The 20,808-nt window shown below is 62.8% G+C and carries 20 protein-coding genes; 10 read left to right on the top strand and 10 right to left on the bottom strand.

All coding sequences use genetic code 11. The annotated features are described in order from the left end of the window. Nucleotides 1–84: 84 nt before the first annotated feature. From epsC to ACN9MZ_RS18680, 4 genes are all read left to right on the top strand, one after another. Nucleotides 85–1,026 carry a serine O-acetyltransferase EpsC gene (gene epsC / locus ACN9MZ_RS18695; RefSeq protein WP_426338458.1) on the top strand — a complete coding sequence of 314 codons (942 nt, stop codon included), beginning with the start codon at nucleotides 85–87 and terminating at the stop codon, nucleotides 1,024–1,026. 126 nt (nucleotides 1,027–1,152) lie between these two features. After that, entirely contained in the window at nucleotides 1,153–1,719 is a 567-nt protein-coding gene (locus tag ACN9MZ_RS18690; protein WP_426338457.1) for a YceI family protein, read from the top strand. A gap of 4 nt (nucleotides 1,720–1,723) precedes the next feature. Continuing rightward, nucleotides 1,724–3,484, top strand: coding sequence for an amidohydrolase (locus tag ACN9MZ_RS18685; protein ID WP_426338456.1), 1,761 nt, complete (start codon nucleotides 1,724–1,726; stop codon nucleotides 3,482–3,484). Nucleotides 3,485–3,692: 208 nt separating this feature from the next. Beyond that, the gene (locus ACN9MZ_RS18680) at nucleotides 3,693–3,896 is read left to right on the top strand and encodes a hypothetical protein (RefSeq protein WP_426338455.1); all 204 of its coding nucleotides are present in this window, start codon (nucleotides 3,693–3,695) and stop codon (nucleotides 3,894–3,896) included. A gap of 285 nt (nucleotides 3,897–4,181) precedes the next feature. Here ACN9MZ_RS18680 and ACN9MZ_RS18675 read toward each other — a convergent pair whose 3' ends face one another. From ACN9MZ_RS18675 to ACN9MZ_RS18665, 3 genes are all read right to left on the bottom strand, one after another. Continuing rightward, a complete protein-coding gene (locus ACN9MZ_RS18675; protein ID WP_426338454.1) occupies nucleotides 4,182–4,880 on the bottom strand; it encodes a hypothetical protein in 699 nt (232 codons plus the stop codon). 290 nt (nucleotides 4,881–5,170) lie between these two features. Further along, nucleotides 5,171–5,791: a phosphohydrolase gene (locus tag ACN9MZ_RS18670; RefSeq protein ID WP_426338453.1), complete on the bottom strand. Its 621-nt coding sequence runs from the start codon at nucleotides 5,789–5,791 to the stop codon at nucleotides 5,171–5,173. Beyond that, on the bottom strand, nucleotides 5,788–7,440 hold the full coding sequence (locus ACN9MZ_RS18665) for an ATP-binding protein (protein WP_426338452.1): 1,653 nt from the start codon (nucleotides 7,438–7,440) through the stop codon (nucleotides 5,788–5,790). The genes ACN9MZ_RS18670 and ACN9MZ_RS18665 overlap by 4 nt, the downstream gene beginning before the upstream one ends. A 161-nt stretch (nucleotides 7,441–7,601) precedes the next feature. Here ACN9MZ_RS18665 and ACN9MZ_RS18660 point away from each other — a divergent pair, with 161 nt between their 5' ends. After that, complete coding sequence (locus ACN9MZ_RS18660; protein WP_426338451.1) at nucleotides 7,602–8,231, top strand: LysE family translocator; 630 nt, start codon at nucleotides 7,602–7,604, stop codon at nucleotides 8,229–8,231. Here ACN9MZ_RS18660 and ACN9MZ_RS18655 read toward each other — a convergent pair. Beyond that, entirely contained in the window at nucleotides 8,215–8,841 is a 627-nt protein-coding gene (locus ACN9MZ_RS18655) for a YceI family protein (RefSeq protein ID WP_426338450.1), read from the bottom strand. The two genes, ACN9MZ_RS18660 and ACN9MZ_RS18655, sit on opposite strands and share 17 nt — an antisense overlap. Before the next feature lie 663 nt (nucleotides 8,842–9,504). Here ACN9MZ_RS18655 and ACN9MZ_RS18650 point away from each other — a divergent pair. The 5 genes from ACN9MZ_RS18650 to ACN9MZ_RS18630 all read left to right on the top strand — a co-directional run bounded on the left by ACN9MZ_RS18650 (nucleotide 9,505) and on the right by ACN9MZ_RS18630 (nucleotide 15,244). Next, entirely contained in the window at nucleotides 9,505–12,438 is a 2,934-nt protein-coding gene (locus ACN9MZ_RS18650; protein WP_426338449.1) for a putative Ig domain-containing protein, read from the top strand. Nucleotides 12,439–12,448: 10 nt separating this feature from the next. Next, nucleotides 12,449–13,039, top strand: a complete 591-nt coding sequence (locus ACN9MZ_RS18645) for an NF038129 family PEP-CTERM protein (protein ID WP_426338448.1) — start codon at nucleotides 12,449–12,451, stop codon at nucleotides 13,037–13,039. Between the two features lie 66 nt (nucleotides 13,040–13,105). Further along, nucleotides 13,106–13,804 (top strand): glutathione S-transferase family protein, encoded by a 699-nt coding sequence (locus ACN9MZ_RS18640; protein ID WP_426338447.1) that lies wholly within the window; start codon nucleotides 13,106–13,108, stop codon nucleotides 13,802–13,804. A 21-nt stretch (nucleotides 13,805–13,825) separates the two neighbouring features. Continuing rightward, nucleotides 13,826–14,449: a glutathione S-transferase family protein gene (locus ACN9MZ_RS18635; protein ID WP_426338446.1), complete on the top strand. Its 624-nt coding sequence runs from the start codon at nucleotides 13,826–13,828 to the stop codon at nucleotides 14,447–14,449. Nucleotides 14,450–14,452: 3 nt separating this feature from the next. Next, on the top strand, nucleotides 14,453–15,244 hold the full coding sequence (locus ACN9MZ_RS18630; protein WP_426338445.1) for a substrate-binding periplasmic protein: 792 nt from the start codon (nucleotides 14,453–14,455) through the stop codon (nucleotides 15,242–15,244). Here ACN9MZ_RS18630 and ACN9MZ_RS18625 read toward each other — a convergent pair. The 6 genes from ACN9MZ_RS18625 to ACN9MZ_RS18600 are packed head-to-tail and all read right to left on the bottom strand — an operon-like array spanning nucleotide 15,213 to nucleotide 20,791. Beyond that, nucleotides 15,213–16,280, bottom strand: a complete 1,068-nt coding sequence (locus ACN9MZ_RS18625) for a branched-chain amino acid ABC transporter permease (RefSeq protein ID WP_426338444.1) — start codon at nucleotides 16,278–16,280, stop codon at nucleotides 15,213–15,215. The two genes, ACN9MZ_RS18630 and ACN9MZ_RS18625, sit on opposite strands and share 32 nt — an antisense overlap. A gap of 1 nt (nucleotide 16,281) precedes the next feature. Continuing rightward, nucleotides 16,282–17,262: a branched-chain amino acid ABC transporter permease gene (locus ACN9MZ_RS18620; protein ID WP_426338443.1), complete on the bottom strand. Its 981-nt coding sequence runs from the start codon at nucleotides 17,260–17,262 to the stop codon at nucleotides 16,282–16,284. Nucleotides 17,263–17,270: 8 nt separating this feature from the next. Next, the gene (locus ACN9MZ_RS18615) at nucleotides 17,271–17,993 is read right to left on the bottom strand and encodes an ABC transporter ATP-binding protein (protein WP_426338442.1); all 723 of its coding nucleotides are present in this window, start codon (nucleotides 17,991–17,993) and stop codon (nucleotides 17,271–17,273) included. After that, a complete protein-coding gene (locus ACN9MZ_RS18610; RefSeq protein ID WP_426342929.1) occupies nucleotides 17,986–18,735 on the bottom strand; it encodes an ABC transporter ATP-binding protein in 750 nt (249 codons plus the stop codon). The genes ACN9MZ_RS18615 and ACN9MZ_RS18610 overlap by 8 nt, the downstream gene beginning before the upstream one ends. 13 nt (nucleotides 18,736–18,748) lie before the next feature. Then, the gene (locus ACN9MZ_RS18605) at nucleotides 18,749–19,921 is read right to left on the bottom strand and encodes a substrate-binding domain-containing protein (RefSeq protein ID WP_426338441.1); all 1,173 of its coding nucleotides are present in this window, start codon (nucleotides 19,919–19,921) and stop codon (nucleotides 18,749–18,751) included. Nucleotides 19,922–19,924: 3 nt separating this feature from the next. After that, nucleotides 19,925–20,791: an alpha/beta fold hydrolase gene (locus ACN9MZ_RS18600; RefSeq protein ID WP_426338440.1), complete on the bottom strand. Its 867-nt coding sequence runs from the start codon at nucleotides 20,789–20,791 to the stop codon at nucleotides 19,925–19,927. Nucleotides 20,792–20,808: the final 17 nt, after the last annotated feature.

Here is a 20,808-nt window from a genome sequence, read left to right as displayed (position 1 = left end):
AGTCTCTGCTTATGACTGGAAAGCATAAGCTTGTGCGAACAGCTTCTTTCGCTTTTTAATGTAATTTCGATATTCTTGTGCCTTATGGCTATCGACTCTTACGGCGCCTCAAGCGGCGCAGCGCGTTGGGACCTCGACGAGGTGGTACACCAGTTGCGCGTGTCGCGCGAAGCGACTCACAATATCCGCCACCAGCGCCGCGTGCGCGAACTGCCTTCGCGCGCGGAGCTGGTGCAAATCCTCGAGGGCTTGTCGGCGGCCTTGTTCCCGACGCATTACGGGCGCCCGAATCTGACCGACGAAAGCATCGACTACTTCGTCGGCGATACCCTGAACACGACGCTGGACCGCTTGCACGAACAGGTGCGGCGCGGGCTTCAATTCGGTGCCGAAGTGGCGGAGACCGAGGAAGACCAGGCGCGCGCAGCCCTCGGCATCACGCGCGCCTTCGCCGCCTCGCTGCCGCAGATCCGCGCGCTGGTCGTATCTGATGTGCAGGCTGCCTATGCCGGTGACCCTGCGGCGACCTCGATTGCGGAAATCCTCCTGTGTTATCCAGGCATGGTGGCCATCCTGCACTATCGCCTCGCGCATAGCCTGCACAAGCTCGGCGCGCCTTTCATCGCGCGCATCGTCAGCGACATCGCCCACTCGCGGACCGGGATCGATATCCACCCGGCGGCGCAGATCGGCGCCAGCTTCTTCATCGACCACGGCACGGGCGTGGTGATCGGTGAAACCACCATCATTGGCGAGCGCGTGCGCCTGTACCAGCATGTCACGCTGGGCGCCAAGCGCTTCCCGGCCGACGAGTCCGGGCAGTTGATCAAAGGGACGCCGCGCCATCCAATCGTGGAAGATGATGTGGTGATCTATGCCGGCGCCACCGTGCTGGGACGGATCACCATCGGTGCCGGCTCCACCGTGGGCGGCAATGTCTGGTTGACCCAGAGCGTGCCGCCAAACAGCAACGTGTCGCAGGCGCAGATGCGCAGCGATTGCGAGGGGGAGACCTCGAAAGGGTGATTGTTTTTCGCGCCAGACTGGTGCCTATTATCGAAAAAGTCGATTGGTAGCGCGCACATTATGCGTTTTACACTGATCGGTTGTCGTCGCATAATGGGCCGTCATTCCCAACCTGGAGTTCTTACAATGAAAAAACTGATCGCCTTCGCCCTCGCCGCCGGCTTCTCCCTCGCCGCATCCGCCGCGCCTGAAACCTACAGCATCGATCCAATGCACTCTTTCTCCCGCTTCGAGTACAGCCACTTCGGCTATTCGACCCAGGTGAACAAATTCAATAGCACCACCGGCAAGATCCAGATCGACCGCGCCGCCAAGACCGGCTCGGTGGAAGTGACCATCGACCCGAAGTCGGTCAATACCGGCTCCGACCTGTTTAACGGACACCTGCAAGGCCCCGACTTCCTCGATTCCGCCAAGTACCCGGCCATCACCTACAAGTCGACCAAGTTCCTGTTCAACGGCGACAAGGTGGTGGGCGTGGAAGGCAACCTGACCATCAAGGGCGTGACCAAGCCGGTGAACCTGGAAGTGACCTCCTTCCAGTGCATGCCGCACCCGATGCTGAAGAAAGACGCTTGCGGCGCCAATGCGATTGCCAAGATCAAGCGCTCCGATTTCGGCGCCGGCAAATACGCCCCGCACGTCAGCGACGAGTTGACCCTCGGCTTCTCGATCGAATCCATCAAGGAATAAATCCATGAACAGACCGTTGCTGGCCGCAGCTTTGCTGGCTGCAGGTCTGTCGCAGGCCTATGCGACAGACATGATCATCACCAACGGCAAAGTCGCCACGATGGCGCGTGAGGGCAGCTTCGCGCAGGCTGTAGCCATCAAGGGCGGCGTGATTACTGCGGTGGGCAGCAATGCCCAGGTGCTCAAGCTGAAGAAGCCGGGCACGCAAGTAATCGATGCCGGCGGCCGCACGGTCATTCCGGGACTGAACGACTCCCATCTGCACATCATCCGGCAGGGGCTGAACTACAACGCCGAGCTGCGCTGGGACGGCGTGACTTCGCTGAAGCGCGCCATGCAGATGCTGCGCGAGCAGGCGGCCCGCACGCCGGACGGAGCATGGATCAAGGTGGTCGGCGGTTTCAATGAATTCCAGTTCGAAGAAAAGCGCCTGCCGACGCTGGAAGAACTGAACGAGGCGGTGCCGGACAAGCCGGTATTCATCCTCTACCTGTACGGCCTTGGTTTCGTGAACAAGAAGGGCATTGAAGTCCTGGGCTACGACAAGGACACCAAATACAAGGACGGCGTGGTGGAGCTTGGCGCAGACGGCAAGCCGACCGGCCTGCTGGTCGCCAAGCCGAACGCCCTGGTGCTTTACTCCACGCTGGGCAAGACCGGCGCGCTGCCACGCGATCAGCAGCTGAATTCCACCATCCAGTACTACCGCGAAATGAACCGCCTTGGCGTGACCAGTGCGATCGACGCGGGCGGCGGCGGACAGGCCTATCCAGACGACTACGCGGTCAGCCTGGAACTTGCCAAGGGCGGCAAGCTGACCGTACGCACTTCCTATTATTTGTTCGCGCAAAAGCCGGGCAAGGAGCTGGAAGACTACCAGCGCTGGCTCGCCATGACCAAGCCTGACCGCAACGACCATATGTTCTACGCCAACGGCTACAACACCGAAGGGGCAGGGGAGAACCTGGTATGGAGCGCAGCTGATTTCGAAAACTTCCTCGAGCCGCGCCCGGAAATGCCGGGCCATATGGAAAGCGAACTGGAACCGGTGCTGCGCCTGCTGGTGAAAAACCGCTGGCCTTTCCGCATCCACGCCACATACGGCGAATCGATCGAGCGCGACCTGGCCGTGATCGAAAAGGTCAACCGCGAAATGCCGTTCAACGGCTTGCGCTGGTTCTTCGACCACGCCGAGACCATCTCCGATGATCAACTGGCGCGTGTGAAGAAGCTTGGCGGCGGCGTGGCCGTGCAAGACCGCATGTACTTCCAGGGCGAGCATTACACCAAGCGCTATGGCGTGCAGGAGCGCCAGATGCCGCCGCTTCGCAAGATGCTGGAGATGAAGATCCCGGTCGGCCTGGGCACGGACGGTACCCGCGTATCGAGCTATGGCCCGTGGCCGTCGATTTACTGGGCGGTGACCGGCAAGACCGCGGGCGGCATGCCGATGTGGCAAGCCAGGGACCGTCTGAGCCGCTATGAAGCGCTGAAGCTGATGACCCAGGGCAGCGCCTGGTTCAGCGGCGAAGAAAAGCTGAAGGGCCAGATCGCCCGAGGCCAGTATGCCGACCTGGTGATCCTGCCGAAGGACTATTTCAGCATCCCCGAAGCCGAGATCAAGACGCTGGAAAGCGCGCTGACAGTGGTGAACGGCCGCATCGTCCACGCCGGCGCCGACTTCGGCCAATACGCCCCCGAGTTGCCGCCCGTGCAGCCCGACTGGAGCCCCGTCAAGCACTTCGGCGGCTACCAAAACCGCTGAGCCGTACAGCCCAGCCCGTGTCCCACCATGGGGTCACACCCGAATCGGGACACGGACCCATCTGCAAACAGTTGAGGCTGTGTCTCATTTCGGGTGTGACCCCAAGGTGGGACACGAACTCAGCTGTAGGTGTTGCGGGTGGGCCATTGACTTATTGGCGGCATGGTCAATACTTCCTTGACCGCCCACCCCGCCCGAAGGTGTTCCTATGGCTCTGCTGCAATACCTGCCACGCGTCGATTTGGCGCGCAGTGAAATCGTCGACCGGGGCATCGAGGTGCAAGCGAGCTTCAGCACCTTGTGCGCAGTGGAGTATATGAAGTCCCATAACATCGCTCCCCACATCATCCGCCGTGTCTTGCTGCAACCGGCCCAACGGCGCTCGGCAGCCAGGGTTATGCACAAGAATTAACGAAAAGTAACGCGCGACTTTAATTAGTTAAAGAACGCCTGTGAGAATTGGTGAGATTTTAAGTCGTTGATTCTTAAGGTACTTTTTTCTGCACATTGAACAGGCAGTTTGTTGGAAATGGCGTCGTTGAGGGCTGTTTGCCTTGTCAAGCCCCCTTTATTAACAAAGATATCCACAAACAATGTGGATAATTGGAAAAGCCCTTTTCAATCCGCGACTTACGGCGATTTACTGGGAATTCGGCGTAGATGGCGCGAAAATAACTACTGTACGTGCATACAGTGCTTATTTCAGGATGCGTCCCGATGCCTTGAAACTGCCCGGCTCGCTGCCGGGCTGGACCTGGATATCCACAGTTGAGGCCGGCTGGCCGATGACCAGGTGCCCCGACCATGCTTCGCCGTTCTGCAGGCCCTGCAAGATCGCCGCAAATTGCTCGCGGTGCTGGTTGTATTTTGCTAGTTGCGACTGCAGGATTTGCAGGTCCGAATAGTTGCGCAGCGAGGAAATCACGGTGGTGAACAGCTTGCGCGTCGTGAGGTCGGTCTTGCACCAGAAGTCGTTGATGTCGTAATCGAGGATGATGCTGTGCTCGAGCGCCTGGCCCGGCTGGCCGGTGCGCAGCACGATGCGTACCAGTTCATTCTTCAGTTCGGAGCGGATCTGGTTGGCCACGCGCAGGCCGGCATCGCTGGTTTCCATGATCACGTCCAGCAGCACCAGCGCCACGTCGGGGTTGTTGCGCAGGGTGGTCAGGGCCTCTTCGCCGGAATAGGCGTGCAGGAAGCTGAGGCGGCGCCCCATGAAGCATGCATTGCTGAGTGAAAACTTGGTGACGACGTGGACGTCGACGTCGTCGTCGACGATCAGTACCCGCCATGGAGCGGGATTGGCGCCTGGAGCCTGCTCGGCGGAACTGGCTTGCGCCTCGTCGTCGATCATCCACCCTTCGCTTGAATCGTCGTCAGGAACTTTTACGTCCATGCATTTTCCTTTGTCGGTTGTGGACACACTATTCCGCGCCAGAACTTTTGTCAAAATATTTTCCGAAGGCTCAGTGAGTTGCAAAATGGCACGCACTCTACCGTGCTAAGTCATTGATTCTATTCAGACTAATCGATTGCCAAAGAATTGGGCAATTTGTTGAAAGCCGCGCCGTTAAAGGCGGAACGGGCTGTCAAGACCTGCTTCTCCACACGTTTATCCACAGCAGAAGTGGATAACTGGAATTTCGTCTTTAAAAACTTCGTATTACGGCAATTTTATCATCCGGACTATGAAGCCGCTGCCTTGAGACGGTTCAATTCGTCGAGAAATCGCTCGCAAGCCAGCCCGGGCGGCCAGGGTTCCCAGGCCGGTTCGCCATACAAAGCCTGCAATGGATCTTCATGTAGGGGCACGGCGTGGATCTTCAAAGTGCGGCGCACCTCTTCATTGCTCCAGCCCACCACGTGCAGCGCTTCGCTGGCCGCGGCCAGCCGGTCGGCGCGCTTGTGGACCTGGTATTCCTTCGGCGTCCAGGCCGGCAAGCCATAGCGCAGGAAGACCGCTTGTTCCAGCCGCTGGCTCAATTCGCGGAAGCTGTCGCCGAGGAAGGGTTTGAGCACGGAGATGCAATCGAACCCCAGCAAGCCTTCCTCCGCGTCGTGCAGCAGCTCGCGCAGCGAGCGCAGCGGGTCGAGCGGGGTGGGCGACCACAGGCGGCGCAATTGCAGCACCGTGATCGAATGCTGGGCGACGGAGAGGGGCAAGGGCCAGGCCGAGTGGCCGCCCCAGCGATAGGTGCGAGCCAGGCCCAGTGCGAGGTCGGCGTCATCCCAGTCGAAGGGCGTGGGGTCCAGCAAGTCCAGCCGGCGGCCGGATGGCATGCGCACCCAGGCGCGTTGAGTCGTCATGCCGCTATCGTATCGTCGCGACGCAGGTCGGTGCAAGCTTGCAGGATAAGTGTTTCGAGCTCGGGCAACAGTGCGGCGGCAGACTGCAGGTCGGCGGCGGCGCTGGCCTTTTCCAGTTGATGGCACAGGGTGTGCAGTTCGGGGGCGCTCAGGTAGCCGCAACTGCCTTTCAAGGCGTGGAAGGCGCTGGTGGCGCCTTCGCCATCGCCGTTCTGCAGGGCCAAGCGGCCTTCTTCCATGCGGCGCGGCGCTTCCTCGAGGAAGGCTTGGGCGATGCGCTGCTGGTGGCGTGTCGTCATGCCGCTGAGGGGCAGGATATGGATCGCCGGGCTGGCCGGCTCGACGCCGAACATGTCGTCCAGTTCCGCCAGCGTGGGCGCGGTGCGCGGCAGGCTGCGGCCGCGATTGAGCAATTGCTTGATGGTCTTTTCAAGCTGGTCGAACAGCAGGCGTTCATCGACCGGCTTGCTGAGGAAGGCGTCCATGCCGGCCGACAGGTAGCGTGCACGATCGAGTTCGTTGGCGTTGGCGGTGAGGGCAATGATCGGTATCAGCGGATCGCGCGACGGGCAATCCTGGCTGCCGCCGCGGCGCACCAGGCGCGCCGCCTGCTCGCCGTCCATTTGCGGCATGCGGCCATCCATCAGCACCACGTCGAAATCGCGTTCGTGCAGCGCGCGCAGCGCTTCCAGGCCGTTTTCCACGACGGTGGCTTCATGGCCCATGCCTTCCAGCAGGGTGCTGATGATGATCTGGTTGGTGCGCACGTCTTCGGCGCACAGCACGCGCAAACGGTAGGCGTGGCGCAGGTTGGCCGGGATCTTGACGGTATCCTGTTCCAGCGGACCGCCCAGGGCCAGCGGCAGCGAGAAGCGCAGCGTGGTGCCCTTGCCAAGGCGGGTATCGGCTTCGATCTGGCCGCCCATCAGCTCGACCAGCTCCTTGCAGATGGCCAGGCCAAGGCCGGGGCCGTCGGCGCGGCGGGTGGAAGACAGGTCGGCGGGCTCGAATTTACGGAACAGGCGCGGCAGCATTTCCAGCGGAATGCCCGGGCCTGTGTCGCTGATGCTGAAGCTGACCCGGGCCAGCCCGTCAGCCGTTTCGCCGGAAGCGCGCAGCCGCACTTCGCCGCGTTCGGTGAACTTGATGGCGTTGCCCAGCAGGTTGAGCAGGATCTGGCGGATGCGGTTGGGGTCGCCCTGCACATGGCGCGGCAGGCCCGGCGCCAGTTCGCAGCGCAACAGCAGGGCCTTGGCGTCGGCCTGCGGGCGCAGGATGGTGATGGCTTCGTCAATGATGTCGATCAGGTCCAGGTCCTGGGTGTTGATCGACAGGCGGCCGGCGTCGATGCGCGAGAAATCGAGCAGGTCGTTCAGGATCGCCAGCAGGGCCTCACTGTTTTTCAGGCCGATGCGCAGGTATTCTCCGGTGCGGTCGGCGATGGTGCGGTCGCGCAGGGCAAATTTCAGCATGCCGATCACGCCGGCCAGCGGGGTGCGGATATCGTGGCTCATGGCCGCCAGGAAATCGATGCGGTGCCGGCCCAGCTTTTCATTTTGAATCTGCGTTTGCCTCAGCGCGGCTTCCCGCGCCTGTAATTGCTTCTTTAGGCTGCGGTTCTCCCAAATCAGCAGGATAAACGCCGCCAACCCCAGGATTAATAAAAGGGGCGCAAGCAGTTCAATAAACGATGCAAACGAAGAAAGCAAAATATTAATGATCTCCTCAATAGCAATTATTGTAATGGACAAATAAACATGGCGTGATACTGAATTGTTATGCCCCGCTGCACTCGTGTATGATCCCGGCTATGTTAATTTCTCCTGAACAAGGGCTGGCTTTCCTGGCCGCCGCCATGCTCATTACCGTATCGCCAGGTCCGGATAACCTGATGGTATTAAGTATGGGCATGTCCCGTGGACGCAAGCAGGGCGTGGTGTTCGGCCTCGGTTGCGCCCTGGGCTGCCTCAGTCATACGCTGCTGGCTGCGCTGGGCGTGGGCGCGCTGATTGCCGCATCGCCTGCAGCGTTCACCGCGCTCAAGGTTGCGGGAGGACTCTACCTGATCTGGATGGGATATGGCGCACTGCGCAGCAAGGGCGGCGTGCAGGTGGGCCGGGCGGCCCTGCCGGAGGAATCTTTGGGCAAGCTGTTTGCCAAAGGCTTGTTCGCAAATGCGATCAATCCGAAGGTGGTGCTGTTCTTCCTGTCCTTCCTGCCGCAGTTCGTGGTGGCAGGGCGCGGCGACGCCGGCTGGCAGACCGCGCAACTGGGCCTGGTCTTCACTCTGCAAGCCTGCCTGCTGTTTGGGGCGCTGGGCTACTTCTCGGGCGCTGTGGGCAAATGGATCAACCGCAATCCGCGCGCCGGCCTGTGGCTGGACCGCGGCGCCGGCGCGATCTTCGTCGGCCTGGGCTTGCGCCTTATCGTCGCGCGCTGATCGCGAATCTCAGTTCCAGTTCGTCTTTCACAGATAGTGCGCCGCCGAAAACTGCAAACGGCGTAATGCCGAAATCGGTCTGCTTGACGGTGAATGCGCCGCTGGCCTGCAGGACGGCGCCATCCTCGCGCAACTGCAGCGGCACCTGGTATTCGCGCGTCACGCCGTGCAGTGTGATTTGCGCGCGCAGCTTGTCTTTCGTTTCCGGTTCGAAGGCGGCCCGCACCAGCACCCATGGATAGGCTTCGGCTTGCAAGACCTTGCTGAACATATTCTGCCGCGTGCCATCGATTGCGTCGGCCGAAGGCTGGGTCTCGAGCCCGGCTTCCTTGCGCAGCGCTGCCTCGTCGACCGTCAACTGGTCCAGGCGGAAGCGTAATTCAGTGCGGCCCTGTTCGACGTCCACGAAACCTTCCACCTGGCGCGTGGCGACGACGTGGTCGTGGCCCATGCGCGCCAGCGGCCCGCCACGGCGAACCGTCATGGCGATCAGCGAATCGCCCGCCATGATCCGGTGCGCCGACCGGCTGGCCTGCAGCGCCGGGGCCGCGCTTGCCGGCGCGGCGGCAGGGGGCGCTGGAGGCTGGGTGCCACAGGCGGAAATGGCCAAAAGCGCCGTTAAAAGCGCGCTTCGAAAAGTCCATTTGCAAATTTTTTTTCGCATTGTGACTATTGGAGAGTTTCTATTATAAAAAGTGTACTATCTTAAACGAAGTCGTGATGTTTTCGTTTTCGAGAATATCCCCTTGCACTTTCAAATCTCTCCCGATTTGAATCCCTTTACCCGCGCAAATGACGCGGGTATTTTTTTGCCCGGGGTATTTTCACTCCTTAATGAACTCCTAAGCCTCAGGCGGCGGAAAGCTGGCAAAGTACGTCCATAGCGTACAGCATCCCTGTGCGCCGGGTTGCCGGATTCCTCAATCCGGCACGGTTTCTTCTATCCCCGCGCCCTAAAAAGCGTTTTTCACCGGCCCCTCCAAATGGCCGGTTTTTTTTGCCCATCCGTAAACGGTATCGCTTGCCTAGATATCGATAACATAATGTTGAGGCAAGCTCCAGCGGTGCGTGCTATATTGGCCTGATATCGATAACACGCGAGGAGACCTCGGGTTTCGGTATGTCCCTTCGACATTGGTTAATAAGGATAATCATGCATAACCATTCACTAAAGGGCGGGGTCATGGCCGGTTTCAGGGTATTGGCCGTAGCGGCAGCGATCGCTGCTTCATTTCAACCCGCTTACGCAGTCGACTATGTAGCAACACCTGTCTTGCAACCCGTTGTTAGCGCTACCGGATTCAAGCATCCGGCGCTGGGCATCACGCTGGAACAGCTCGAGTACGCCCGCGCCCAGGTGCGCGCCGACGCCGAGCCGTACAAGACTTACTACAGCACCCTGGCTACGGTCTGCTGCAATTACGCAAACATCAACCTGCTGCCGACCAATCGCGATTCGACCAAGATCGATACGCCTAACACGCCCAACTTCAACGGCAATACGGCCCAGGTGCGGCTGATCAACGATTCGCAGGGGGCGCTGACGCAGGCCATCCTGTATTACATCACCGGCCGCAACGAGTACCGCCGCAATGCCATGCGCATCCTGCGCACCTGGAGCAATATGAACAAAGATGGCTATGCCTACTATCCGGACGCGCATATCCACACTGGCGTGCCGCTGTTCCGCATGCTGGCTGCCGCCGAGATCATGCGCTACACGCCGGGCGATCCGAGCTACACCGCCTATCCGCTGGTCTGGACCGACACCGACACCCAGAAGCTGAAGGACAACCTGGTCGACCCGATGGAGCGCACCTTCTTCGCCAGCAACGAGCGCTTCATGAACCAGCATGTATATTCGATCGTTGGGCGCATGTCGGGGGCGATCTTTACCGACAACCGTGCGCGCTATGACGAAACCGTGGAATGGATGACGGTCAACTCCACTTCGACGCGGCAGGACATCAATGGCGCCATCCTGCCCCTGATCCCCCTGATCGAGGCGGGCAACCCTTACAACAAGTACGGTTATCCTTTCTACCAGATCCAGGAAATGCAGCGCGACCAGGCACACGGCGGGGACAATGTCGACAACCTGACCGGCCTGCTGCGCCTGGTCACCGCCCAGGGCACTAAAGTGGACCCGTTCAGCGGCAAGCCTTCCACCTCGGGCGACGCGGTGAGCGTCTATAAGTTCGGCGGGAACCGTGTGCTGATGGGCGCCAATGCCTACGCCCAGTTCATGCTTGGCTATGCCGCGCCTTGGGCCGATACCTCGGGTGGCACGTCTTCCCAATCGGAAGCCTATCGCGGCCGCCTGTATGAAGTGGGCGGCATCCCCGAGCTGTATAACGTGTACAAGTACGAAGAGGGCGTGGACGTCGATGTCGAAGCGCCGTTCCTGGCGGCCGCCAACGCGCATTCGAACGACTTCGTGACCCGCTGGGGCCCCGGCGCACCGGCCAACAAGGACATGGGAGCGGAAGCCTTCCTGTCGCTGCCCAAGGTATTGACCGGGGCTGCCCTGCCACCCAACACCGGCATGCTGGAGACGGAGCGCAAATCAATCTACCTGAAGGGAGACTGGAGCAAGGTGAACGAGGGCGACCGCACCTTCGGCCATGCCAACGTCACGCCGGCCGGCGCCACCGTGGTGTTCACCGACGTGCAGTACGCCGACCGCGGCAAGTACGCGCCGGCCGGCATCATGATCCGCACCAACGCGCTCACCAAGCTCGCCGCCAGCGCCACCGAAAGCGCCAGTCCATGGTGCGAAATGACGGTGCCTGACACGCAAGGCCAGTGGCGCTATATCGTGCCTGACACGTCGTGGGCGGCCACGCCGGGCAAGCGCCAGGGGGACAATATCATGTACTTCAAATTCACCGGCGCCGAAGGGGCAACGGTGGACGTGGACTTCGTGAACATGGCCGCGCCGACCCAACTGACCCCGCCGCGCTTTGCCATGCCGGTGTTCCCGGCCACGGAGCTGGTGGTGCAAGGCGTGCCTTACCAGGCGACCTACACGGCGACCGATGCCCAGGTCGGCGATACGGTGGTGTACAAGGCGATCAGCATCCCCGATGGCGCCACGCTCGATACTTCGACCGGAGCCTTCAACTGGACGCCGACTGCGGCGCAAAGCGGCTTGCACGACATCGTGATCAGCGCCACCGACGGCATCTCCATCAGCACCATGACCGCACGCCTGAGCGTGCAGCCGGACCGCGCCAGTGCCTTTGCGGCGGCGCAGGGCGGCTATGACCCTGCCAGCGTTTACACCACGCCGTCGCTGGCGACCTTCCAGCAGGAGATCGCCTCGCTGCGCGAGCAGATGATGACGGTGTCCGATGCCGATTTTCCGGCCCTGCTGAAATCCGTGCAGGCGGTGGTGACCAAGCTCGAGCTGCTGAACCCGCGCGTTGCGCTGGACGGCAGCCTCGATTGGAGCAAGCACATGGTGACCACCACCACGCTCGACGTGAACCGTGTTGGCCTGCTGGTGGACGGCGACTACAACAGCACGTCGGGCGACTTGCGCAATTTCGTGACCATCGATTTCGGCGCCGACTATCGCGTGTCCGTCGACGCCTTCGGCATCCAGGCCCGCTTCATGTTCGCCAACCGTTCACAGGGAATCAACATCTACGGCTCGAACGACAATTCGAACTGGACTTTGCTGACCAGCCGCGAAACCACCGATACCAGCAACCGCAATTTCGAGCTGGAGACGATTCCTGTGCTGCCAGGACTGTCGGAACAACGCTATCGCTACTTCATGGTGCGAGTCGACCATCCGGGCCCGCCGACCGATCCTGCCTATCCGGGCATTTCCTCCTATAGCGAATTGCGCTTCCTCGGCGAGCGCTACGACCTGCTGACGCCAGTGGACGTCACGGCGATCGTCAAGATCCAGCAATCGGGCCTGAACATGAACCGCTTCACGCAGAAGTACACCGGCAACGTGACCATCGTCAACGCTACGGACCATACCGTCAGCGGGCCGCTGCAATTCCGGCTGTACGGGCTGACGCCGGGCGTGACGCTGGATAACGCGACCGGTATCAAGGATGGCGTGCCCTATATCACGCTGCCGACCCTTGACCTGGCGCCGGGCCAGAGCGTGACCCTGACGACGACCTTCAGCAATCCGGCCAAGGCTGCCATCGGCTATACCCGTCAACTTTTCAGCGTCAAGTATTGAGGACACCACCATGAGTAAACTGCAAATTATATTGGCGCGGCTGCTGTTGGCCGCCATGCTGGCCTGTGGTGCGGGGCAGGCTGCCGCCGGGCCCTTGTACAAGGTCAGCATCGACACCGCCTCGCTGGGCACCGGCCCGGCATTCCTCGGCCTGTATTTCATCGGCCTGGCCGATGCGACGCCGGCCACCGCGCTTGTCACCAATCTGGCCGGCGAGCTGCTTGGCACGCCGGACGTGAGCGGGACTGTGTCCGGCGCCGCGCCAGGCCCGCTGGCATTCAGTAATGCCGATGGCGGCAGCGACTGGGTGCAGGCGGTGGTGCTGGGCGGCGTGTACTCCTTCGACGTCAACCTGCTGGTGGGCCAGGGCGATGCCGGTTCGACCTTCGGCTGGGCGCTGTTCAACGACACCAGCTATCTGGGCGCCGATGGCGACCTTGGTACGGTCTCGGTGCAGCCTGTCCTGGGCGGCAACCCGCAGTTCGTCCTGGCCAGCGCCAGTCCGCTGGTGGACGTGCAGGTGGTTGCGGAACCTGGCTCGGCCTGGCTGCTGTTGCTGGCAGGCCTGCCTCTGCTGGCCTTCACCCGCCGCCGCGCCTGACGCGGCTGGCCCGGCGTGGGGGCGGAAAAGCAGCTATGATGCAGCGATTCCGTGAAAGGAGCCGCGATGATCGACCTGTACACCGCCGCCACGCCGAATGGCCACAAGATTTCCATTGCGCTGGAAGAGCTGGCGCTGCCTTACGAAATGCATGTGCTCGACCTGGGCAAGAACGAGCAGAAGGAGCCGTGGTTTACGGCCATCAATCCGAACGGGCGCATCCCGGCGATCGTCGACCGCGGCAACGATGGCTTCGCGGTGTTCGAATCGGGCGCGATCCTGGTCTACCTGGCCGAGAAGACCGGCCGCCTGATGCCGCAGGACGCCAAGGGCCGCTCCCTGGTGCTGCAATGGCTGATGCTCCAGATGGGCGGCATCGGCCCGATGATGGGACAGGCCAATGTCTTCTACCGCTACTTCCCCGACAAGATCCAGCCTGCCATCGACCGTTACCAGGGCGAGTGCCGGCGCCTGTTCCGCGTGCTGGACGGCCAACTGGCGCAGCATGAATTCCTGGCCGGCGACTATTCGATCGCCGATATCGCCAACTGGGCCTGGGTGCGCACCCATCGCTGGTCCGGGGTGGAGACCGAAGGCTTGCCGCACCTGCAGCGCTGGATCCGCCAGGTCCGCGCCCGTCCTGCCGTATTGCGCGGCATCGAGCGGCCGCCGAGCAATGTGTTGGATCGCGCCGACAGTCAGGAGAAAGTAGAGCAATTTGCGGCCGAGGCGCGCAAAATGCTGGAAACCGGCCAGTCGCGCTGATCACAACACCAAGGAGACTCAATGAAGCTGTACACCGCCCCGCGTGCCCCGAATCCGCGCCGCGTCGCCATGTTCATGGCCGAGAAAGGCATCGCGCTGGAATTGCAGGCGGTCGACCTGGGCAGGGGCGAACATCGCAGCGAAGCTTACCTGGCGGTGAATCCGTTCGGCCGCGTGCCGGCGCTCGAACTGGACGATGGCCGCATCCTGTGCGAAACGCGCGCCATCTGCACTTATCTGGAAGGCCTGCATCCGGCGCCGAACCTGATGGGCGAAGGCGCCGAGGAGCGTGCCTTCATCGAAATGGCCGACCGCCGCATGGAGCTGCACCTGTTCGCCATTGCGGCCAACAGCATCCGCCACTCTCATCCCGGCTTTGCGCCGATCGAGAATCCGCAGTTCCCCGACTTCGGCGCTTCGCAGGGCGAGAAGTTCCGCGAGAACGCGAAGTGGCTGGATGGCGTGCTGGCCGCGCAGCCTTTCGTGGCGGGGCAGCGCTTTACCATTGCCGACATTACCGGCTTTTGCGCAATCGAGTTTGCGCGCGGGCTGATGAAATTCCGTCCGTCCGACCACGGGCTGTCGCACTTGCAGGCATGGCGCGACCGCATTGCGGACCGCCCAAGCGCCACAGCAGGGGCCTGAACGATGAAAACGGCGCAGCGCCGGCGCTGGCTGGGCTGCATGCTGCGCTGGTCAAGTACGGCTGCTGCCTGCGTAGCAACGGCAGCGGCTTCCTGGCCGGTGCGCGCATTGGCCAGGCCGCGCCCATTGCGCGCGGTGGCCCTGGCCATTCCTCCTTTCGCCGTACTCGACGCAAGCGGCCGCAAGAGCGGCCTGTTCGTGGAAGCCCTTGAGCTGATCGCCCGTGAGTCGCAGCGCCAGGTCGAGATCACCCTTGCCCCGTATGCGCGCGCCATCGCCATGCTGCGTTCCGGCGAGGCGGACCTGATGATCGCCACCTCCAACTCGGCAATCGCAGAAGCGGCCGAACCAATGGGCATGTTGTGGACGACGGAAGTCATCGCCATCGGGCGGGCAGGCCTCAAGCTCGACGGCCTGCAAGACCTGCGGGGCCGCACGGTGGGCATGTTGCGCGGCTCGGATTATGGTGCTGCCTTCCTGGATGACCGGGAATACCGCAAGCATGAGATCACCGACCAGTTGCAAGGCATACGCATGCTGCAGGAGGGGCGGCTCGATGCCTCGGTCGGCACGCGCCTGGCGGTATTCCACGCCATGCGCTTGCTGGGCGTGTCGCGCGCGCGCCTGGGCGGGGTGCTGGCGGTGCAGTCGCGCGAGATCCACCTGCACCTGAGCCGCCATCACGCCGACGAGGACCTGGCGACGGAACTGCGCCGCGCCGTGCATGCATTGCGCAGCAGCGGCAAGGCTGATGGGCTGCTGGCTAAGTACCTGGCCGGGCTGCCGCCTGCCTGAATTTCCCTATGATCCCGCTGGGGAAGAAGTAGATGGCGAGGATGAACAGGATGCCGAGCCAGAGCAGCCAGCGGTCCGGGTGCAGGGCGGCCTCCAGCACCGGTACGCCGGCCACCGCGCCTGCCGCTTGCGCCATCAGGGTCTTCAGGTAGTTGTTCGCCAGGATGAACAGGACGGCCCCGATCACGGAACCATACATGGTACCCATGCCGCCGATGACGACAATCAGCAGGATGTCGGTCATGACTTCAAAGCCCAGCGTGGTCTTGGGGCCGACATAGCGCGCCCACAACGCCATCAAGGCGCCGGCCAGCGCGGCGGCAACGGCGCCGATGCAATTGGCTGCGATGCGATAGACCACGGTGCGGTAGCCCAGGGCCTCGGCGCGGAACTCGTTTTCGCGGATCGCCTGCAGCACGCGCCCGAAAGGCGAGTTCACAATGCGCAGCAGCGCCAGGAAGATCAGCACCGCGCAGGAAAACACGATGTAGTAGGTGAGCACCTTGCCGTCCACGATGCGGCCCATGAATTCGCCGAATTCGTTGGCAGGCGACAGCAGGTCCGGCACGTCGAACGTCTTGCCGTCTTCGCCGCCGGTCCAGGCCGACATTTGCGATGCCAGCACCGCGAACGAAGACGCGACCGCCAGCGTAATCATGGCATAGAAGATGGCGCGCACGCGCAGCGCAAAAAGCCCGATGACGAAGGCCAGGACCAGCGTCAACGCCAACGCCGCCGCCAGGCCCAGTGCCATGTCGCCCCAGGCAGGTGTTGGACTGTCGAAGCCGAGGCCGACGCCGTAGGCGCCGATGCCGAAGAACATCGTGTGGGCGAAAGACACGATGCCCGTGTAGCCGATCAACAGGTCATACGAGGCGACCAGGACGATGTAGATGCAGATGGTGGCGGCGGTGTTGAGCGGCCGGGCGCCGCTGGTGACGAAGGGCGCCAGCGCGAGTCCCAGCACGACCACAAGCAGCAGGACGGACAGGGCGCGGCTGCGCGGCAGGTCGCCGGAAAGAAGGGTGTTCAGCATGTCATTTCCTCGACAGGCCGGCTGGGCGCCAGAGCAGGATGGCGATCATCAGCACGATATGGGACACGAGCGCCAGCTTGGGCGCCAGGAAACCGGCGTAATTGGCCGTCAGAGCCATCAGCAGCGCGCCGATGAAGCAGCCGCTCACCGAGCCCAGGCCGCCGATGATGATCGTGATGAAGACCATGACCATCACCTCGCCGCCCATGGAAGCGGTCAGTGTTTCCTTGTACAGGCCCCACATCACGCCGCCCAGGCCCGCCAGCGCGGAGCCGGCCGCGAACACCGCCACGAACAGGCGCCCGATGCGGTAGCCAAGTGCTTCGACCATCTCGCCATTTTCCACGCCGGCACGGATCAGCAAGCCGAGCTTTGTGCGGTTCAGCACCAGGGTGAGCGCGATGAACACCAGCACGCCCACCGCCACCGCCAGCAAGCGGTATTTTTCGATGGCGGCGTCGCCCAGCACGAGGGCGCCGCGCAGGGCGGTGGGCAGCGGCATCGGCTTGTGGTCGGCGCCCCAGAGCACGTGGATCAATTGCTCGACCACGATCATGCCGCCCATCGTGATCAGGATCTGCTTCAGGTGCTGGCCGTAGACCGGCATGATGATGAGGCGTTCGAAAGCCCAGCCCAGTGCTGCCGTCACGGCCATCGCCATGACGATCGCCAGGCCGAGCGCGGCCAGGTTCATGCCCAGCGAATCGGCCTCCATCCAGCCCTGCATCGGCACCAGCACCAGGGTGGCGGCGAAGGCGCCGACGGAGACGAAGGCGCCGTGGCCGAAATTGAGCACGTCCATCAGGCCGAACACCAGCGTCAGGCCGCTGGACATGATGAAGAGCATCATCCCCATTGCCAGCCCGGCCACGGTCAGCGTGAGCCAGGTCGGCATGCTGCCAACCAGCGGCAGCATGGCCAGCATCAGGGCCGGCACCAGCAGCATTGGAATATAGTCGCGCGGAACGGATGGCATTGGCATGCGGCTCCTTATTGGTGTGAATCGAGGGCCAGGCCGAGCAACCGCTCTTGCAAGGCGCGATCGGCGGCCAGTTCGGCCATGGCGCCGCTGTGCACGATGCGGCCGTCGTCCATCACGGCCACGGTGTCGCCGAGCTGGCGCACGAAGTTGAAGTTCTGCTCCACCAGCAGCACCGTGGACTGGCCCTTGAGCTGGCGGATCGCGTCGGCCAGGTTCTGGATGACTGCCGGTGCCAGGCCCTTGGTCGGCTCATCGATCAGCAGCAGCTCGCGCGGCTCGATGATGGCGCGTGCAATGGCCACCATCTGCTTCTGGCCGCCGGACAGGTTGCCGGCCGGGTAATGCCAGAATTTTTCCAGCGCCGGGAAGAAGGAGAAGATCCACTCCAGCCGCGCCGTATCCATCGGGCCGCTGCGCGCCGCAAGGTAGAGATTTTCGCGCACGGTCAGGTCGCTGAACACGGCCATCGACTCCGGCACATAGGCGATGCCCGCCTGTGCGATATCGGGCGTGCGCAGCTTGCCGATGTCGCGGCCGTTGAATTCGATCTTGCCGGCGCTGGCCTGCCACAGTCCCATGATGGTGCGCAGCGTGGTGGTCTTGCCGGCGCCGTTGCGGCCCAGCAGGACCGCCAGGCCGCCGCGCGGCACGGCCAGGTCGACGCCTTGCAGGATGTGGTATTCGCCGATGTGCGTGTGCACGCCGGACAGTGTGAGCAAGGCCTCATTCATGGCTTGCGGTCCCCAGGTAAGCTTCCTGCACGATGGCGGACGACATGACGGCAGATGGCTCGCCGTCCGCCACCAGGGCGCCGTTGTGCAACACGATGATGCGGTCGGCCAGGGCGCGCACCACGTCCATCTTGTGCTCCACCAGCAGCACGGCCTTGTTGCGCTCGGCCTTGACCTGGTGGATGAGGTCCAGCACCACCGGCACTTCGTCCACGCTCATGCCGGCGGTCGGCTCGTCGAACATCATCACCTCCGGCTCCAGCGCGAGCATGATGGCCACTTCCAGCTTGCGCTTGTCGCCGTGCGACAGCGCCGCTACCGGCGTATCGCGCCGCGCCGCAAGCGCCACGCGCCCAAGGTAATGGTCGGCGCGCTCGATCAGTTCCCTGTGGCTGGACCAGACCGACCACAGCTTCATGCCGGCATTGGCGCGCGACTGCACCGCCAGCCTCACGTTCTCGTGCACCGGCAGGTGGGGGAACAGGTTGGTGAGCTGGAAGGCGCGGCCGATGCCCTTGCGGGTGCGGGCGGCCGGACCGCTGCGGGTAATGTCTTCGCCCCGCAGCAGCACCTGGCCGCCGGTTGCCGGCAACTGGCCCGACATGAGGTTGAAATAGGTGGTCTTGCCGGCGCCGTTCGGGCCGACGATCACGGTCAGCTGGCCTGCATGGAAATCGGCACTGACGTTGTCGACGGCCGTGTGGCCGCCGAAGCGGATCGTCAGGCCGCGTGTTGACAGCAGTGGAGTCATCGTTTCAGCGCCGCTTGTTCTTGATCGGGACCGGCAATTCGGAAGCCGGAATCTCACGCACAAGTTCCAGCAAATCCCATTCGTCCTTCTGGTCTTTCTTGATGCGGAAGTGGTACATCGCTTGCATGGCCTGGTGGTCGTCTTTGCGGAAACTCATTTTTCCCTTCGGCGTATCGAACTCCATGCCTTCCATGGCGGCGATCATCTTCTGCGTGTCGCCGCCGCCCGTTTTGGCCAGGGCAGTGTAGACCGCGCTGGCTGCCGTGAAGCCGCCCGCCGTGAACATGTCCGGCGGTTTCCCGTACCGCTTCCGGTGTTCGGCCACGAACCAGTCGTTCATCCTGTTCTTCGGGAAGGCGTAGTAATAATAGATCGTGCCTTCGGTGCCGGCGAACGATTTCCACGTCTTCAGCACCGGCAGGATGTTTCCGCCGGGAGCCAGCGTGATGCCGTAGCGTTCCGGCTTCATGTCGGCGATCTTGTTCATCGGATTCGGGCCAGCCCAGATGATCTGCAGTATCCGCGGCTGCGGCGCATCCCTCAGCTTGTCGAACAGGCGCTGGGCCGGGGCGGTGAAGTCGGTCGCGTTCTGTGCCGCGAATTCCTCGTGCACGATGTTGGCTTTGGAACCGGTCAGCCTGAGAGCCTCGCGCGCGGCCGCCACGGCGTCCTTTCCGAAGGCATAGTCCTGGGCCAGGAACGCCACGCTGCCTTGCTTGAAGGTGGTGGCGGCAGCCAGGCCGTCCTGCATGGAATTGCGCGCGGTGCGAAAGACGTATTTGTTCCACTTGGCGCCGGTGATCGCATCGGCCACGGCCGGTTCCACGACCAGGATCTTCTTGTATTCCGCCGCGATGGGCAGCATGGCAATGGCGGACCCGGAGGAACTGGTGCCGACCGCGATGTCGACCTTGTCGTCGCCATAGGCCTCGGCCAGCAGGGTGCGGCCCAGGTCCGGCTTGCTCTGGTCGTCCTTGACGAAGACCTTCAGCTTGCGGCCGTTGACTTCCATCCTGCCGCCGGTAAGGTATTCCAGGCCCATCATGAAGCCGGTCTCGGTCTCCCTGGCGTATGGCACCAGGATGCCGGTTTTGCCGGCGATCAGGGCGACCTTCAGTTCCTGCGCGCCGGCCGCGAGCGGCGCCAATGCAAGCAACAGGGCAATCAGCTTTGTCATCGATCAGTCCACACTGGCGAGGAAGTTGCGCAGCGCCTCTTGCGCGGCGGGCTCGGACAGCATCGGCGCGTGGCCGACATCGGGCACCTCAGCATACATCATGCGCGGTGCGGCAGCACGCATGGCGTTGGCCTGGGCCGGCTCGATCAGGTCGGAAAGGGCGCCGCGTATCAGCATGGTGGGACGGCGCCGGGCCAGCCGGCGAAAGGCAAAGTGCGCGGCCATCGAGGTCGAGCGCAGCTTGTTGGCGCGGATTGGCACGGCGATATTCGGGTCGTAGCGCATGGCCAGGGTGCCGTTGCCTTCTTCACGGAAGGCGCGGCGCGCCCAGCGCTCCCATTCCTGCGCCGTGTTGCCGGGGAAGGCAACCGCGTTGATGCCGCTGATGTAGTCCGCCGCCTGCTGCCAGCTCGTAAACTGTTCGCCCTTGCCAGTATAGCCGCGAATGCGCGACAGGCCGCGTTCCGACAGGGTCGGGCCGACGTCGTTCAGGACCGCCGCCGCGATCAGCGCCGATTTGCGCAAGGCCAGGGTCATGGTGATCAGGCCTCCCATCGACGTGCCGATGAAGACGGCGCGCTCGATGCCCAGGTCGTGCGCCAGCGTGACGACGTCGTTGGCGTACACCATGGGCGTGTAACGGTCCGGCTGGGAATCGTATTCGGAATTGCCTCGGCCGCGCACATCGACAGCGATCACGCGCCGGCCCTGGGCCGCAATCCATGGCGCGACGTCTTCGAAGTCGGCCGAATTGCGCGTCAGGCCGTGGATGCAGATCACGGGCAGGCGCGCGGGACCGCTGGCGGCAGGGTAGTCGCGCGCATACAGGCGCAGGCCATCGTCGCTGGTGTAGCTGATCTCGGAATACATGGTCCTCGTAGGCAGCG

It is taken from the genome of Pseudoduganella sp. S-14, from assembly GCF_049913285.1.
Classification (GTDB): Bacteria; Pseudomonadota; Gammaproteobacteria; order Burkholderiales; family Burkholderiaceae_D; genus Rugamonas.
The sequence above is the reverse complement of the archived record's forward strand: the minus strand, read 5'-3'. Positions and strand labels throughout refer to the sequence as shown.